This is a genomic window from Aeromonas sp. 5HA1 (assembly GCF_029237245.1).
GTDB lineage: Bacteria > Pseudomonadota > Gammaproteobacteria > Enterobacterales > Aeromonadaceae > Aeromonas > Aeromonas salmonicida.
In genome coordinates this window covers 131,684-146,859 of the sequence record NZ_JAACFW010000003.1, presented here as the reverse complement: position 1 = coordinate 146,859, position 15,176 = coordinate 131,684, and the positions used below count along the sequence as shown (strand labels likewise).

12 protein-coding genes and 1 other RNA gene are annotated in these 15,176 nt (G+C 61.6%); 4 read left to right on the top strand and 9 right to left on the bottom strand.

Annotated features, from left to right (window positions below):
* Positions 1-55: 55 nt before the first annotated feature.
* Complete coding sequence (locus tag GWQ27_RS04305) at positions 56-301, top strand: hypothetical protein (RefSeq protein ID WP_275906758.1); 246 nt, start codon at positions 56-58, stop codon at positions 299-301.
* A 127-nt stretch (positions 302-428) separates the two neighbouring features.
* On the opposite strand, the gene gcvP is transcribed toward GWQ27_RS04305, so the two are convergent.
* The 6 genes from gcvP to GWQ27_RS04275 form a co-directional block, all read right to left on the bottom strand.
* Positions 429-3,305, bottom strand: coding sequence for an aminomethyl-transferring glycine dehydrogenase (gene gcvP, locus GWQ27_RS04300; RefSeq protein ID WP_275906757.1), 2,877 nt, complete (start codon positions 3,303-3,305; stop codon positions 429-431).
* A 303-nt stretch (positions 3,306-3,608) separates the two neighbouring features.
* On the bottom strand, positions 3,609-3,998 hold the full coding sequence (gene gcvH / locus GWQ27_RS04295) for a glycine cleavage system protein GcvH (protein WP_005310365.1): 390 nt from the start codon (positions 3,996-3,998) through the stop codon (positions 3,609-3,611).
* A gap of 90 nt (positions 3,999-4,088) precedes the next feature.
* Positions 4,089-5,186 (bottom strand): glycine cleavage system aminomethyltransferase GcvT, encoded by a 1,098-nt coding sequence (gene gcvT, locus GWQ27_RS04290; protein WP_043136808.1) that lies wholly within the window; start codon positions 5,184-5,186, stop codon positions 4,089-4,091.
* Between the two features lie 415 nt (positions 5,187-5,601).
* Positions 5,602-6,846 carry an FAD-dependent 2-octaprenylphenol hydroxylase gene (locus GWQ27_RS04285; protein WP_275906796.1) on the bottom strand — a complete coding sequence of 415 codons (1,245 nt, stop codon included), beginning with the start codon at positions 6,844-6,846 and terminating at the stop codon, positions 5,602-5,604.
* Between the two features lie 102 nt (positions 6,847-6,948).
* A complete protein-coding gene (gene ubiH / locus GWQ27_RS04280) occupies positions 6,949-8,172 on the bottom strand; it encodes a 2-octaprenyl-6-methoxyphenyl hydroxylase (RefSeq protein ID WP_275906756.1) in 1,224 nt (407 codons plus the stop codon).
* Between the two features lie 229 nt (positions 8,173-8,401).
* Positions 8,402-8,971, bottom strand: a complete 570-nt coding sequence (locus GWQ27_RS04275; protein WP_017411397.1) for a UPF0149 family protein — start codon at positions 8,969-8,971, stop codon at positions 8,402-8,404.
* 173 nt (positions 8,972-9,144) lie between these two features.
* Between GWQ27_RS04275 and zapA the strand changes: the two genes are divergently transcribed.
* Both zapA and ssrS read left to right on the top strand, forming a co-directional pair.
* Positions 9,145-9,477 carry a cell division protein ZapA gene (gene zapA / locus GWQ27_RS04270; RefSeq protein WP_005310350.1) on the top strand — a complete coding sequence of 111 codons (333 nt, stop codon included), beginning with the start codon at positions 9,145-9,147 and terminating at the stop codon, positions 9,475-9,477.
* A 16-nt stretch (positions 9,478-9,493) separates the two neighbouring features.
* Positions 9,494-9,676, top strand: a non-coding RNA gene (gene ssrS / locus GWQ27_RS04265) — 6S RNA.
* A gap of 80 nt (positions 9,677-9,756) precedes the next feature.
* Here the strand turns inward: ssrS and GWQ27_RS04260 are convergent.
* Together GWQ27_RS04260 and GWQ27_RS04255 are read right to left on the bottom strand one after the other, a co-directional pair.
* Entirely contained in the window at positions 9,757-12,048 is a 2,292-nt protein-coding gene (locus GWQ27_RS04260; RefSeq protein WP_275906755.1) for an FdhF/YdeP family oxidoreductase, read from the bottom strand.
* Complete coding sequence (locus GWQ27_RS04255; RefSeq protein ID WP_219592145.1) at positions 12,035-12,823, bottom strand: formate dehydrogenase accessory sulfurtransferase FdhD; 789 nt, start codon at positions 12,821-12,823, stop codon at positions 12,035-12,037. Before GWQ27_RS04255 ends, GWQ27_RS04260 begins: the two co-directional genes overlap by 14 nt.
* A 180-nt stretch (positions 12,824-13,003) precedes the next feature.
* Between GWQ27_RS04255 and GWQ27_RS04250 the strand changes: the two genes are divergently transcribed.
* Positions 13,004-13,912 carry a LysR family transcriptional regulator gene (locus tag GWQ27_RS04250; protein ID WP_275906754.1) on the top strand — a complete coding sequence of 303 codons (909 nt, stop codon included), beginning with the start codon at positions 13,004-13,006 and terminating at the stop codon, positions 13,910-13,912.
* A gap of 54 nt (positions 13,913-13,966) precedes the next feature.
* Here GWQ27_RS04250 and emrD read toward each other — a convergent pair whose 3' ends face one another.
* On the bottom strand, positions 13,967-15,166 hold the full coding sequence (gene emrD, locus GWQ27_RS04245; RefSeq protein ID WP_275906753.1) for a multidrug efflux MFS transporter EmrD: 1,200 nt from the start codon (positions 15,164-15,166) through the stop codon (positions 13,967-13,969).
* Positions 15,167-15,176: the final 10 nt, after the last annotated feature.

Below are 15,176 nucleotides of genomic sequence, written 5' to 3'. Positions count from 1 at the left end.
CGGTCCTGCAAGGGGCGCGCTATCCTTGATGAGCCCCTTCCTTGAGGTAACAAACATGAAAACCAAACTGCTGATGACCGGCCTGCTCTTTGCCGGCAATGCCCTCGCCTTTCACTGCCCCGCAGACATGAAGATCATCGATGACGCCCTCGCAAAAGGCCCTGCCCTCAGTGCAGAGCAACTGGCCGAGGTGAAAAGGCTGCGCGCCGAAGGGGAAACCCTGCACAAGGCAGGCAAGCATCAGGCATCCGTCGATACCCTGGCCAAAGCCCTGGCGATCCTCGCACCGGCCAAGTCCTGACGCAACCCTAGGCTGCGAAGGCTCCGGCGTGATGTCATGTCAGACATGCGCCACAAACAACAAGGCCACCCGCTGGGGTGGCCTTGGTTTTATCGGGTAGCTAACCCTCATTCACTCTGCACCGTTATTACTTGGCGTAATCCTCGGTGGGGATGCAGGCGCAGAACAGGTTGCGATCACCGTAGACATCGTCGATGCGATTCACTGACGGCCAGAGCTTGGCTGCACGCACGGCGTCGGACGGGAACACCGCCTCGGCGCGGCTGTAGCCACGATTCCACTCGCTGTCCATCACGTCATCCTGGGTGTGGGGCGCGTTGACCAGCGGGTTGTCGGTCAGGCTCCACTGCCCGTCCTGCACCTTGGCAATCTCGGCGCGAATCGCAGTCATCGCCTCGACGAAGCGATCCAGCTCGCGCTTGGATTCGGATTCCGTCGGCTCGACCATCAGGGTGCCCGCTACCGGGAAGCTCATGGTCGGCGCGTGGAAGCCGTAGTCCATCAGCCGCTTGGCCACGTCCATCTCGCTGATACCGGACGCCTCTTTCAGCGGACGGATATCCAGGATGCACTCGTGAGCCACCCGGCCGTTGCGCCCGGAATAGAGCACCGGGAAGGACTCCCCCAGCTTCTTGGCCAGATAGTTGGCGTTGAGGATGGCCACCTGAGTGGATTTCTTCAGCCCCTCGTCACCCAGCATGGCGATATACATCCAGCTGATGGGCAATATGCTGGCCGAACCGAACGGTGCCGCCGACACGGCGCCGTTGTTGCGGCTCTCCTTGTCGGTCTTGACCACGGCGTGGCCGGCCACAAAGGGTGCCAGGTGTTTCTTCACGCCTATGGGGCCCATGCCCGGACCGCCACCACCGTGAGGGATGGCGAAGGTCTTGTGCAGGTTGAGGTGGGATACGTCCGCGCCGATAAAGCCCGGCGCCGTGAGGCCCACCTGGGCGTTCATGTTGGCACCGTCGAGGTAGACCTGACCACCGTGCTGGTGAACGATGTCGCACACCTCCTTGATGGTCTCCTCGTACACCCCGTGGGTGGAGGGATAGGTCACCATCAGACAGCTAAGCTTCTCCCCCGCCTCGGCGGCCTTGGCGCGCAGGTCGTCGAGATCCACGTTGCCGGACTTGTCACAGGCGGTGACGATGACCCGCAGACCCGCCATCTGGGCAGAAGCAGGGTTGGTGCCGTGAGCGGAAGCCGGAATGAGGCAGATATCGCGATGACCGTCACCACGGGACTCGTGGTACTTCTTGATGGCGAGCAAGCCTGCGTACTCGCCCTGGGCGCCAGAGTTCGGCTGCATGCAGACCGCATCGTAACCGGTCACCTTCACCAGCCAGTCTTCGAGGTCTGCCAGCAGCAGCTGGTAGCCCTTGGCCTGGGCAAGCGGGGCGAAGGGGTGCAGCTTGCCGAACTCGGGCCAGGTCACCGGGATCATCTCGGCGGTGGCGTTGAGCTTCATGGTGCAAGAACCCAGGGAAATCATGGCGTAGTTGAGCGCCAGATCCTTGGCTTCGAGACGGTGGATGTAACGCAGCATCTCGGTTTCTGAGTGGTACTTGTTGAACACCTCGTGGGTCAGCACGGCGTCGGTGCGCAGCAGATCCTGCGGAATGCCCTGATGGGTCTGGGCCGCCTTGTCGAGCGCTTCCACGTCCAGGCCGTGTCCCTTGCCGAGGAAGAGATCAAACAGCTCGGCCACGTCGGCGCGGGTGGTGGTTTCGGAGAGTGACACACCCACGGCACCATCGAGATCGGCACGCAGGTTGATACCAAGCCCTTCGGCTTTGGCGATCAGTGCCGCCTTGTCGGCGGTCAGCACTGTGAGCGTATCGAACCAGCTGGCGTGTTTGAGGGCCACGCCCTTGGTTTTAAGCCCCAGCGCCAGGATGGTGGTGAGACGGTGCACGCGGGAGGCGATGGTTTTCAACCCCACGGGGCCGTGGTAGACGGCGTAGAAGCTCGCCATATTGGCCAAGAGCACCTGGGCGGTACAGATATTGGAGTTGGCCTTCTCGCGGCGGATATGTTGCTCGCGGGTCTGCATCGCCATGCGCAGGGCACTCTTGCCACGGGCATCCTTGGAGACGCCTATGATGCGACCCGGCATGGAACGCTTGTAGGCGTCGCGGGTGGCGAAGAAAGCGGCGTGGGGGCCACCGTAACCCATGGGCACGCCGAAGCGCTGGGCGGAGCCGAACACCACGTCGGCGCCCAGTTCACCCGGGGATTTGAGCAACAGCAGGGAGAGCAGGTCGGCACTGACGCAGGCCAGCCCCTTCTGGGCTTGCACGGCGGCGACCAGTGCCCGTACATCCTTCACTTCCCCCGTGGTGGTGGGATACTGGAACAGGGCACCGAACACCTCTTCGCTCACCGCCTCGCTGGCAGGGCCGACGGCCACGTCGAAGCCAAAGTGCACGGCGCGCTCCTTGACCACGTCGATCACCTGCGGGTGCACGTCATCGGCCACGAAGAAGAGATGAGACTTGGACTTGGCCATGCGCTTGGCCAGCGCCATGGCTTCGGCAGCGGCGGTGGCTTCATCCAGCAGGGAGGCGCTGGCGAGATCCATGCCGGTCAAGTCCAGCGTGAGCTGCTGGAAGTTGAGCAGGGCTTCGAGGCGGCCCTGAGCCAGCTCAGGCTGATAGGGGGTGTAGGCGGTATACCAGCCCGGGTTTTCCAGCACGTTGCGCAAGATGACATGGGGCACATGGGTATCGTGATAACCCATGCCGATGTAGCTCTTGGCAATCTTGTTCTGGGCGGCGTAGCCCTTGAGTTTGGCCAGTGCCTCCACTTCGGTCATGGAGGCACCAATGCCAAGCGGGCCCGGACGGCGAATGGCGGCGGGGACCGTCTGCTCAATCAGGTCATCCAGACTCTCGGCGCCCACCTCGGCCAGCAGCACACGCAGCTCTTCCTCACCCGGGCCTATGTGGCGGCGGATGAAATCGGTTTTTTGTTCGAGTTCAAACAGTGACTGGGTCATTTCCCTATTCCTGGTAATAAGTCCTGGTAACCAAGACCTGATGTTCCTGATAGCCGGCTGATACCGACTCCACTCATGTTCTGAATACCGCAGGCAGTGTGCACAGTGCAGTACCGGATGCTGCGACAGCATCGACAGGGGGGCACCTTGTTACGCATAACCTGGCGCACAAACAGACTGGCCCGATGGCAGGCAATACCTGCAAGCGGCGGGCGCGGGCGACTTCACCCTGATGCCGGCCGGTACGGGTCCGGCTGGCAGACATACAAACAGGCCCTGCCGTGTTGGCAGGGCCCGGGGGCATTACTCTTCGTCCACCAGGTTCTGGTAGCCTTCAGCATCCAGCAGGTTGGCGAGCTCACCCGCGTCGTCCAGCTTGATGCGGAACAGCCAGCCAGCGCCGTAGGGGTCTGAGTTGACCAGCTCAGGGCTGCCTTCCAGCTCCTCGTTGATGGCAACAATCTCGCCACTCACCGGGCTGTAGATGTCAGAGGCGGCCTTGACCGACTCGGCCACGGCGCAGTCATCACCGGCACCAATTTGCTTGCCCACTTCCGGCAGGTCGACAAATACCATGTCTCCCAGCAGATCCTGGGCGTGCTCTGTGATACCGACCACGGCCTCGCCGTTGGCTTCAACACGGATCCACTCGTGGGAGGTGGCATATTTCAGTTCGCTCGGGATATGGCTCATTTGTGCTTCCTTATTCACTTGGATCACTTGTACCTGGAGGGGGTACAAGGGGTACTGGCGAAGGCGATCCCCTTCGCCGCAATGGGGTTGTTACACCAGTTTCTGGCCGTTGCGCACGAAAGCGGGCTTGGTGACTTTGACGGTGACCAGCTTCTTGCGGATCTCCACCTCGGCCTGCTCGCCGATATCGCGGGGCACCCGCGCCAGGGCAATACTGTAGCCCAGGGTCGGCGAGAAAGAGCCGGAGGTGATCACACCTTCCCGTTTCTCGCCGCTGGCGGTGGTGAAGGTGACTGGCATGCCGGCACGCAGTACGCCCTTCTCTTCCATCACCAGACCGACCTGCTTGGGCTGGGTACCCGCCGCTTTTTGTGCTTCCAGCGCGGCGCGACCGATAAACTGGCGGGAGGCCGGCTCGAAGGCCAGGGTCCAGGCCATGTTGGCGGCGAGCGGGCTGATGCTTTCGTCCATATCCTGGCTGTAGAGGTTCATGCCGGCTTCGAGACGCAGGGTATCGCGGGCACCCAGTCCGCACGGGGCCACGCCGTTATCCAGCAGCGCCTGCCACAGGTCACACGCCTTCTCTTGCGGCACCACGATTTCATAACCGTCTTCACCTGTGTAACCTGTGGTGGCGATAAAGAGATCCCCTGCCTGCACGCCGAAGAAGGGCTTCATGCCTTCTACTGCCGCGTTCTGCTCAGGGGTGAACACCTTGGCCGCCTTGGCCTTGGCGTTGGGGCCCTGTACCGCGATCATGGCGAGTTCGGGGCGTTCGGTCACGCTCACGGCAAAATCGATGGCGTGGTGGCGGATCCAGGCCAGATCCTTCTCGCGAGTGGCGGAGTTCACCACCAGACGGTAGAAGGTATCGGTCAGATAATAGGTAATGAGGTCATCGATGACGCCGCCATCGGGGTTGAGCATGCCGCTGTAGAGGGCCTTGCCCGGGACTGTGAGTTTGGCCACGTCGTTGGCCAGCAGGTGTTGCAGGAAGGCTTTGACCCGTTCGCCGGTCAAGTCGACTATGGTCATGTGGGAGACGTCGAACATGCCGGCATCGGTGCGCACCGCGTGGTGCTCTTCCAGCTGGGAGCCGTAGTTGATGGGCATTTCCCAACCGTGGAAGTCCACCATTTTGGCGCCGGCTTCCAGGTGCTTGGGATGCAGTACTGTAGTCTGGATCATCGCTGTGTTTCCTTAAGCGTTCGCGACAACACTCGCAATCCGCCTTCCTCTGACAGCCAACAGTACGGTCAATCGCCTGTGCAACAGAAAGAGAAGAGACAGTCGGAGTCTGTGCTCGTTCCAGCCCCGCGGGGCAAGAGTGATTCCTTGAACGCAGCGGATTATATGACAAGAGGGCGAGCGCGCCGCTCAAAAAAAACTAATCCACCGCCAGTAAACAGACCCCAGACACTAAGGTAAAAACAGTGATAAAAACAGTCGAACAGCGACTCACACGAGATTAAATTTTGATTTTTACCGTTTCGTCACAATTTGAAGAAAAACGTTTCGCCTGCCACCCAGATTAAAGGCTGATGCCCAAAATGGGTCATCAGCCTCGTCACATTAGTTTTGTTGTAAAAAAACCTGAGTAGTATTAGATTTTTTCACCCTTGGCCAGCGCAGGCAGTTCGCCATCGAGCCCCATGGCAGCCCGGATCACTCCCTGCTTGAGCGGCACCAGCGCATCGAAGGCGCACAATCCCACCCCGCGTACCAGCTTCTTGAGGGGGTTGGCCCCGCTGAACAGTCGCTTGAGCCCTTCCATCGCCGCCAACATGCGGGCAGCCTCGCTCTTGCGCCAGCGCTCATAGCCGCGCAAGTTGGCCAGCAGACCGATATCAATGCCAGCACGCTGGCTCTGCACTATCTGCTCGGCCAGCGCGGCGGCATCCAGCAGGCCGAGGTTGACCCCCAGCCCCGCCAGCGGATGTATGGTGTGGGCCGCATCCCCCACCAGCACCAGCCGCTCGCGGGCGAAGTCGCGAGCATAGCGGGCGGTGAGCGGAATGGCGTTGCGCGCCCCTTCCACCTTGCACAATCCCAGCCGCCCATCGAAAGCGGTGGTGAGCTGGCGGTTGAACTGTTCATCATCGCAGGCGCACAGCGCCTCGGCCCGGGTGGCGGGCACGGACCAGACGATGGAGCAGAGGTTGGGTTGCCACAGGGGCAGGAAGGCGAGCGGCCCCTCCGGGGTGAAGATCTGGCGGGCCACCGCCTCATGGGGCTCGGCACAGCGTACCGTCGCCACCAGGGCATGGTGGCCGTAATCCCAGCTGGTGAGCGGAATGTCGGCCTGCCGGCGCACCCAGGAGTGGGCGCCATCGGCGGCCACCACCAGCTTGGCAGACAGCGCGCGGCCATCGTCCAGCAGCAGGAGCGACCCCGCCTCGCCACTTTGCAGGCTGGCTGCCCGGGCGGGGCTCAGCAGGCTGGTGTTGCTCGTGTTGCTCGCCTCCCCGTTACTGTCACCGAGGATCGCCTCCAGCAGCGCCAGCTGGATGACCCGATTCTCGACTATGTGGCCGAGCGCCGCCTGGCGCAGGCTGGCGGCATCAAAACCAATCTGGCCGAAGCTGTCTTGCTCCCACACCTGCATCTTCTCGTAGGGCTGCAGGCGGCGCGCCTCGATACCGGCCCAGGCGCCAACCTGCTGCAAGATGCGCTGGCTGGCCAGACTCAGGGCACTGACCCGGTTGTCCGGTGCCTCGCCTAGCTGGGGTTCGGGCAACTGCCCCTCCACGATGGCAATCTTGAGGCCGCTCTCCTTGAGTGCGGCGGCGAGCCCCAGGCCCACCATGCCACCTCCCACAATCACCACATCCACGTTTTGCATCTGCATCATCTGTTCCTTTCGTGGCTGACCGACAGGGTCAGCAGGGGACGCCCATTGGCATCGACCCCGTTCAATACGCGGTTTGCTGCCGCCTATGGGCGGCACACCTTATTTACGGCACAGGTCGGCCACAAACCCCAGAGTGCGGGAAGCCAGCGGCGCCTTGAGACAAGTCAGCCGCCCCATCAGGGAGAGCAAGAGGTTGCGGCCCGCCACCAGGGGCTCATGACCATTGGAGAAGAGCTGTGCCAGGGAGGAGGTGAGCCAGATGGTCTGGGCCTGATCCTCCTTGCGTTGCTGCCAGTAGCCGCTCAGCACGCCGAAACTGCCGATGTCCTCCCCCACTGCAAACGCACGAGCGACCGCCTGGGTGAGCAGGTCAAGGTCGCGCATGCCGAGGTTGAAGCCCTGCCCTGCGATAGGGTGCAGCAGGTGAGCGGCATTGCCCACCAGCACGGTGCGCTGGGCCAGTGGATAGTCAGCCGCCGTTAGCACCAACGGATAAACGTGGCGCTGACCGGCCCGCTCGAAGCGCCCCAGCCGCCAGCCAAACGCCTGTTGCAGCCGGGCGAGAAACGCGGCTTCATCGAGCGCCATCAGTTCATCCACCTGATCCCGCCCGACGCTCCACACCAGAGAGGAGAGCCCCTCCTGCATCGGCAACAAGGCCAGCGGGCCCCCCTCGGTGAAGCGCTCGAACGCCCGACCGGCAGGATCCTGCGCCGTCTTGACGGTAGCTATGATGGCGCTCTGCTCAAAATCGTGGCGGGTCACCGCCATCTTGAAGTGCTGGCGCACGAAGGAGTTGCCGCCATCGGCCGCCACCAGCAGTCGGGTCTGATAACGCTCACCGCTGGCCAGCAGTAAATCCACCCCCTCTTCCAGCGGCTCGACCCTGGCCAGCATGGCCGGGCACTGCATCCGGATCTGCGGGCAGGCTGCGATCGCCTGTTGCAACTCAATCCCTGCCGCCGATAGCTCAATCACCTGACCGAGCGCGGGCAAACCATATTCCGTCGCCGACAGTCTGGCCTGACCACAATGGCCCCGATCCGAGACATGAACCTGGGTGATGGGGGAGCAGTGAGGGGCGAAGCGAGGCCAGAGTCCGTGGCGGGCAAGCGCCTCGCAGGTGCCTGCAGAGAGCGCTATGGCACGGGCATCGAAGCCAGGGTGAAGCGTGAGCTCGGGGGCACTCGCCTCCAGCAGCAGGATCTGCAGGGGCTTGCCATCAGCACCTCGTAGCGCTGCGAGGGAGAGCGCCAGCACGGCGCCACTCATTCCACCGCCGACGATAGCCACATCGACGTGAACCAGATCAGATTGAGACATGAGATGAGAGGGAGAAGCTAAAACGTGGCCTCATGCTATCACAAAGCAGTGGGCCAGGATGCGAAGCCACGGGCAAAAATCGGGGGGGCGGCCATGACGCAATCGAAAACCTGCCGGACTATGTCGGCAAGCCGACACCTGCAACCCGGCCGGATAAAAGCAGAGCGCCACCTGGGCGCTCTGCGTTGTTTTATGCTGTTTCTGTCGCAGTGACGATCGCAAGGGCCAATCAATGCAAGGTCGGCGGTGCGATCGGGGTATCCGGGCGTTTGCCAAACTCCTCGAAGGTCATCATGACCCCCAGGCGCACATGCTCGTAGAGCACCAGGAAGGAGGCTTCGTTCTCGTCATCCTCCTGATCGAACTCGGCAGAAACCTGGGTGATGCTGGCGATGTCCTGAATCATCTCCTGCAACTCTTCAGACGCTTTGGACAGCTCCTGCTGCGCCACACCAAAACCGGCCAGGAATGCCTGGGACCAGTCCACCAGCGAATCGATGCGCTCGTCGAGCGGCGCCTCGTCGCTTGGCAGCAGCAGCTCGACACCCTTCTGGGCCATCAGGCTCTCGACTATCTCGTGATAGAGATCTGTCATCACCTGGCGCACCGGGGCTGGCAGGCCGAAACCGTCGTTGACCAGATCGTTGAAAGGCGGCAACCAGCTCTTGTCATCCAGTGCCACGCCACCGCAGACGAGACCGCAGATCACGCCATGGGCCTCTACCGCCGTTGCCATCAGCTCATGCTGTTCCATCAGGTCGGCCACGGCCGTGTATTTCAGGGGGTTCGTTTTGCTCATCGAAGATCCGCTCAAAGTTCAGGCAAATATGCAGAATTAATGGTCAGGATCCTAGCATTCTCCCCCTTCCAGAGCCAGCAAGGCCTTGAAACTTCTGCATCTGCGCTATATAGTCCCGCCCAGTTGTCCACGTGGATAAAGGCGGAAATCAGCACCGCCGTATTGAGGAAGGCATGAGCACAGAGGCCGTAGAAATCGTCATTTTGGGACGTCCCTACAAGGTATCCTGTCCCTTGGGACAGCAGGACGCCCTGCGCCAGGCCGCCGACCAGCTGACTGACAAACTCATAGAGCTGCGTCAGCGCTCCAAGGTCTCCAGCAACGAACAGCTGGCGGTGATGGCAGCACTCAATTTTTGCCATGAGCTCTGCCTTGAAAAAGAGAAGAATCACCAATACTCTGAGACCATGGACAAGCGGATCAAGATGCTGCAACGCACCATAGAAGCGGCGCTGATCGAACACGGACAGTATGGCGAATCCAGCGAACAGGGCCAGCAGCCCTAATCGCGCAACGTTTTAAAATTCCCTGGGATGTGCGTCAGCCGGTTCAAGTCCCCGAGCCGATAATCATACCCAACAGGGGATCGGCCTTCTGGCTATTGCGCATGCTCGGCACGACCGAGAAGCCTGCGGTCAGATTCGATTCCCGCCTTGAACCTACGGTTCAAGGGCCCAAACCGGCAACGGCATCTCCGGGGTACCAACAGCAAAAAGCCCGTCATCACGATGACGGGCTTTTTCTTTGCTTGAAGATCACTCACCAACCGGCACGGCAGCGCTATCTCATTTGCTCAGCAGCAGATTTTCCTGCTGACGAGAGGCTGTCACCAGCACGGGTATCGACTTGGAGGTGGGGGTATACGAGCCCTCCCCTATGCTGTCGATGGGCACCAGCGGGTTGGTTTCGGGATAATAAGCCGCGATATTGCCCTGCGGGATCTCGTAGATCACCACATTGAATCCGGTAACGATCCGCTCGCGCCCGTCGTTGCAGATGGCCGCCATATCGACCCTATCCCCTTCGGCAAAACCGAGGCGGCGGGCATCCGCCCCGTTCATAAACACCACGTTGCGCTGGCCCTTGATGCCGCGATAGCGATCGTCCATGCCGTAGATGGTGGTGTTGTACTGATCATGGGATCGCAGGCTTTGCAGCAGCAAGACCGGCTGTTCGCTCATCTGTTCGGCATGGCGGGTACACTCCGGCAACACAGAACGCGGCAGGGTGCTGGCGCGAAACTCGGCGCTGCCGCTGGCGGTATTCCACGTCAGTTGCGCCGCGGCGTTGTCCAGATGAAAGCCACACGGCTGCTGGATGCGGGTATTGAAATCGGTGAAACCTGCGATGGTCTGCTCGATGAGATCGCGGATGCGGCCATAGTCATCGCGCAGCGCCAACCAATCGACCCGCTCGCTGCCAAGAGTAGCGTGGGCCATCCGCGCCACTATGTCGGTCTCTGACAAGCAGAGCGGCGACACCGGCTCGGCCGTACCGGTCGAGGCGTGCACCATGCTGAAAGTATCCTCCACCGTGATTTTCTGGTTGCCCGTGCGCTGGATATCGAGCTCGGTACGACCCAGACAGGGCAGGATCAGCGCCGCCTTGCCCACCTGCAGATGGCTGCGGTTGAGCTTGGTGCTGATCTGTATATTGAGCGCGGCCCTCTTCATGGCTCCGTAGGTGAAGTCGGTGTCGGGTGCTGCCGCAGCCAGGTTGCCACCCAGGCAGATGAGCACCTTGCTCTTGCCCTCGTGCAATGCCTTGAGCGCCTCATAGACGTTGTGACCACGAGCCCTGGGCAGGCTCACCTGCAGATGGCGCTCGAGCCGCTCGATAAAGGCTGCGGTCGGCTTCTCGTTGATCCCCATGGTGCGGTTGCCCTGCACATTGCTGTGGCCCCGTACCGGACAGAGCCCTGCCCCCGGCTTGCCCATCTGGCCGCGCATCAGGTGCAGGTTGACTATCTCGCGGATGGTGTCGACCGAGTGCAGATGCTGGGTCAGCCCCATGGCCCAGCAGCTGATGACGCTGCGGCTGGCGGCAAACACCCGGGCAGCCTGCACAATATCGGCGCGGGAAAGGCTGGATTGCTGCTCGATCTCGACCCAGCCGGTGGCGCGCACCTGCGCCTCGTACTCGTCAAAATGACGGGTATGGCGGGCGATGAAGTCGCGATCCACCACCTCGGGCGCCTCTTCCAGCATGTATTTGGCCATGCCGCGGATAGCGGCCATGTCGCCGCCCAGTTTGGGCGTCAGGTATTGATGGCTGATGGTGGTGGCCGCCGGGGTCAGCAGCTCAAGGGGGCTCTGCGGACTGGCAAAACGCTCGAGGGCCACCTCTTTGAGGTTGTTGAAGCTGACAATCTTGCAGCCGTTGCGCGCCGCCTTGCGCAGGGCATTCATCATGCGCGGATGGTTGGTACCCGGGTTCTGGCCATAGACGAACACCGCCTCGGCACGGTCAAAATCATCCAGCACCACAGTGCCCTTGCCGACGCCGACCGACTGAGTCAGCGCCACCCCGCTCGCCTCGTGGCACATGTTGGAGCAGTCGGGGAAGTTGTTGGTGCCAAACAGGCGGCCAAACAACTGATAGAGGTAGGAAGCCTCGTTACTGGCGCGCCCCGAGGTGTAGAACTCCACCTCATCCGGGCTGTCGAGCCCCTTGAGGGTATCGGCGATCAGCGAAAAGGCCTCATCCCAGCTTATCGGTTCATAGTGATCGGTCGCCGGGTTGTAGCGCAGGGGCTCGGTCAGCCGCCCCTGATACTCCAGCCAGTAGTCGCTCTGGGTGGCCAGCTGGCGCACCGAGTGGGCCGCAAAAAACGCGGCCCCCACCGTCTTGCCGGTAGACTCCCAGGCCACCGCCTTGGCCCCGTTTTCGCAAAACTGGAAGGCGCCGTGATCGTTGTCGCCCCAGGCGCAGCCCGGACAGTCGAAGCCATCGGTCTGGTTGACCCGCAGCAGATTTTTGATGTTCTGGCGGGTCTTCTGGCTGCGCAACACCTGCTTCATGGTGGACTGCAGGGACGAGAAACCGCCTGCTTTGGCAGGTTTTTCAATATGACTCATGGCACTCTCCGATGGGATCCGCCGGGCGATAGCTGGAGTAGCTGACCGGGGTATCAAACTTGGGAATATGGACGACATTGAGGTTGTATTTGAGGGCCAGCCTGACCGCCAGCTGGCTAGGGGACGCCAGACAAACGAGGTGGCGAGCGCCGAACAGCGCTGCTTTTTGCACCAGCTCGCTGCCGCAGCGACTGGTCACCACCAGGGTGTCGCAGGCCTGTGGTTGGCGCAACAGGAGACCGATCAGCTTGTCGAGAGCATTGTGGCGCCCTATATCTTCGCGGCAATGGAGGATCAGCCCCTGCTCATCCAGCGCCAGCGCCGCATGGAGGGCGCCAGAGTGCTGCCCTTTGAGCTGCCAGCGGGCGATCTGCGGGCGCAGTTCGGCCAGCAAGGCGACATCAAGGGGTGGGGTGAGCGGCAGTGCTGGCAAGGGGGGAAACGCCTGCTCGACCGCCTCCACCCCGCAGATGCCGCAGCCGGTGGCGCCGGTCAGCCTGCGCCGACGCTGCTGTAGCTGCGCCAGACAACGATTGGCGATGGTAACATCCAGCACAAAGCCATGTTCAGCGGGGGATACCCGGATATCGTGCACATCGTGGTTGTGCCGGATGATCGACTCGCAGAACAGAAATCCTATGGCAAAATCGTCGAGATCGTCCGGTGTCGCCATCATCACCGCATGGTTGATGCCATTGATATTGATGGATACCGCCACCTCTTCCACCAGATGATCCAGCGAAGGCAAGGCATGGTGGACGGCAGGTTGAACCATGGGGTTGGCTGCTGGCATGAAAGGTTGGCCTAAAAATGCAAACTGCATTCAAGTTTAGAGAGGCCGCACCGGCAAAACCAATGAATTAAATCTATCTCTCGATAGAATCACTCTATTGACGATGAATTTTCAATTGATTAATTTGAACTATCACCCCGCCAGACGCCTCGCAAGATCGCGATGAACATCAAGCAACTGCACTATTTCCACGAACTGGCCAGGCATCGGCATTTTGCCAAGGCCGCCAAAGCCTGCCACATCACCCAGCCGACCCTGTCGGCCAGCATAACAGCACTGGAAAAAAACCTGGGCACGGATCTGGTGGTGCGCACCAGCCAGTTCGTCGCCCTCACCGAGGCGGGCGAGCTGGTGCGCCAGTACGCCGAGCGGATGCTGCTGGAACAGGAGGCGCTCAAGCAGGAGCTGGCGCTGTTTCACGGCGAACTGTCGGGCACCTTGCGCATCGGCATAGTGCCCCAATCCAATGTCGACATCATGCCGCTCATTGCCAGGTGCAAGCAGCGCTACCCAGATATCGTCATTCGCCTGTCGGTGCTGAGCAACGAAGCCCTGTTGTCACAGCTGGCGCTGCACCAGTGCGACATAGGTCTGGGGTTTGACGAGCCCCCCGGTGAACCCGGCAGGCACGCCTTCAACCTTTACTCTCAGGGTCATAACCGGATGGCGGTGTTGATGAACCGCAGCGCGGCGGAGCCCCTCCCCTCCTCTGCGCCCATGACCCTGGCCAGTCTGCAAACCCGGCCACTGGTGCTGCCAAGCCGCTCCATGCAGTTTCGCCGATACCTGGATCTCGCCGCCGAGCGCGCACGGATAAACCTGAATGTGGTGCTGGAGACAGACTCCCTGTTCCATCTGGTGAGTGCGGTGCGCCACCAGCTGGGCTGGGCCATCGTCAGCGCTGGCCTCGCCCACTCCGCCAGCCAGCTCTCTGATCTGGTCTGTCACCCCCTAGAACCGATCGAAGCCGGCAGCACCGTCTTCCTCACTCGCCAGCACAGCATCACCCCCGCCATGAGGGCCTTTCTGGATCTGGTGGCAGAAGACGCCACCATAGGCCGGGGGCAATAACGAAGAAGCCCGCCAATGGCGGGCTTCTTCGTTATGCAAGGAGCACAGACAGGATCAGGTCGCCATCTGCTCGTGGGGCGATCCATGGTGGCGCAGCCAGGCAAAGCTCAGGGCTACCAGCAGGACCATGATCGTCATGATGGCCCCCAGGGTCACCTGGCCCTCCATCGGGAAGCAAGCCGCCAGCAGGGTGACTATCCCCGCCCCCAGATTCTGCATCCCGCCGAGAATGGCGCCAGCCGTCCCTGCCTGACCCGGGAAGGGTTCGATGGCGCAGGAAGTCGCGGTCGGATAGAGGATGCCGCTACCGATGAAGTAAACAGCGGCGCCTCCCACCAAAGAGGCGGCACTCACCACCCCGAACAGGCCTGGCAGCAGTATGATGAGCGCCCCCAGCGCCAGGAAGGCGATGCCCAGGCGCATCAGTTTGCCCTGGCTCAGGCGAAAACTGAGCTTGGCAGAGAGCCAGGCACCAAACAGATAACCGGGCAGCGGCAGCACGAACAATACGCTGACAGTGCGGGCGCTCAGTTTGAGCACATCGCCGAGCAGCACGCCTGCCGCCGCTTCAAACACGGCAAGTCCTGCAAAGGTCGCCATCAGGCAGAGCAGGTTGCCCTGAAAGCGTGGATTGCCCAGCACGTGGCGGTAGGCGGCGCCGACCCGCAGCCGCTCTTGACGCGCCGCCACCGGCAGGGTTTCACCAAACCAGGCCAGCAGGGCCAGGGTAGTCACGGCACCAAAACCAAACAGGAACCAGTAGCCGGCACGCCAGTTGAACAGCTCGGTCAACCAGCCGCCCAACACGGGGGCCAGCAGCGGGGAGAAGATCACCCCCATGCTCACCAGACTGTTGGCCCGATTGAGCTCGGCGCCGCTGTAGCGGTCGCGCATCACGGTCCGGCTCATCGCACCACCGGCACCGGTACCCAGCCCCTGGATCAGGCTGCCGATCAGCAGGGCCGTGAAGCTCGGGATCAGCTGAATGGTCAGTGTCCCCACCAGAAACACCATCATGCCGACAAGCAGCACGGGGCGACGGCCGATGCGATCCGACAGCGGACCATAGACAAACTGGGAGAGCCCGTACGGGATCAGGTAACAGGCCATCACCGCCTGCAACTGGCCGGAGGCCACGTTGAAGTCCCCCGCCATCATGGGAATGGAGGGCACATACAGGGTCTGGGTCATCTGGCCCACAGCGACCATGAGAATGGTCAGAAAAAACAGAGGGTAAAAACTGTGCCGATACATATCTCAGTCC

What these genes read in the sequence shown, in the direction of transcription:
- GWQ27_RS04305 (WP_275906758.1), top strand. Translation starts at nt 56, where the DNA reads ATGAAAACCAAACTGCTGATGACCGGCCTGCTCTTTGCCGGCAATGCC.
- gcvP (WP_275906757.1), bottom strand. Translation starts at nt 3,305, where the DNA reads ATGACCCAGTCACTGTTTGAACTCGAACAAAAAACCGATTTCATCCGC.
- gcvH (WP_005310365.1), bottom strand. Translation starts at nt 3,998, where the DNA reads ATGAGCCATATCCCGAGCGAACTGAAATATGCCACCTCCCACGAGTGG.
- gcvT (WP_043136808.1), bottom strand. Translation starts at nt 5,186, where the DNA reads ATGATCCAGACTACAGTACTGCATCCCAAGCACCTGGAAGCCGGCGCC.
- GWQ27_RS04285 (WP_275906796.1), bottom strand. Translation starts at nt 6,846, where the DNA reads ATGCAGATGCAAAACGTGGATGTGGTGATTGTGGGAGGTGGCATGGTG.
- ubiH (WP_275906756.1), bottom strand. Translation starts at nt 8,172, where the DNA reads ATGTCTCAATCTGATCTGGTTCACGTCGATGTGGCTATCGTCGGCGGT.
- GWQ27_RS04275 (WP_017411397.1), bottom strand. Translation starts at nt 8,971, where the DNA reads ATGAGCAAAACGAACCCCCTGAAATACACGGCCGTGGCCGACCTGATG.
- zapA (WP_005310350.1), top strand. Translation starts at nt 9,145, where the DNA reads ATGAGCACAGAGGCCGTAGAAATCGTCATTTTGGGACGTCCCTACAAG.
- GWQ27_RS04260 (WP_275906755.1), bottom strand. Translation starts at nt 12,048, where the DNA reads ATGAGTCATATTGAAAAACCTGCCAAAGCAGGCGGTTTCTCGTCCCTG.
- GWQ27_RS04255 (WP_219592145.1), bottom strand. Translation starts at nt 12,823, where the DNA reads ATGGTTCAACCTGCCGTCCACCATGCCTTGCCTTCGCTGGATCATCTG.
- GWQ27_RS04250 (WP_275906754.1), top strand. Translation starts at nt 13,004, where the DNA reads ATGAACATCAAGCAACTGCACTATTTCCACGAACTGGCCAGGCATCGG.
- emrD (WP_275906753.1), bottom strand. Translation starts at nt 15,166, where the DNA reads ATGTATCGGCACAGTTTTTACCCTCTGTTTTTTCTGACCATTCTCATG.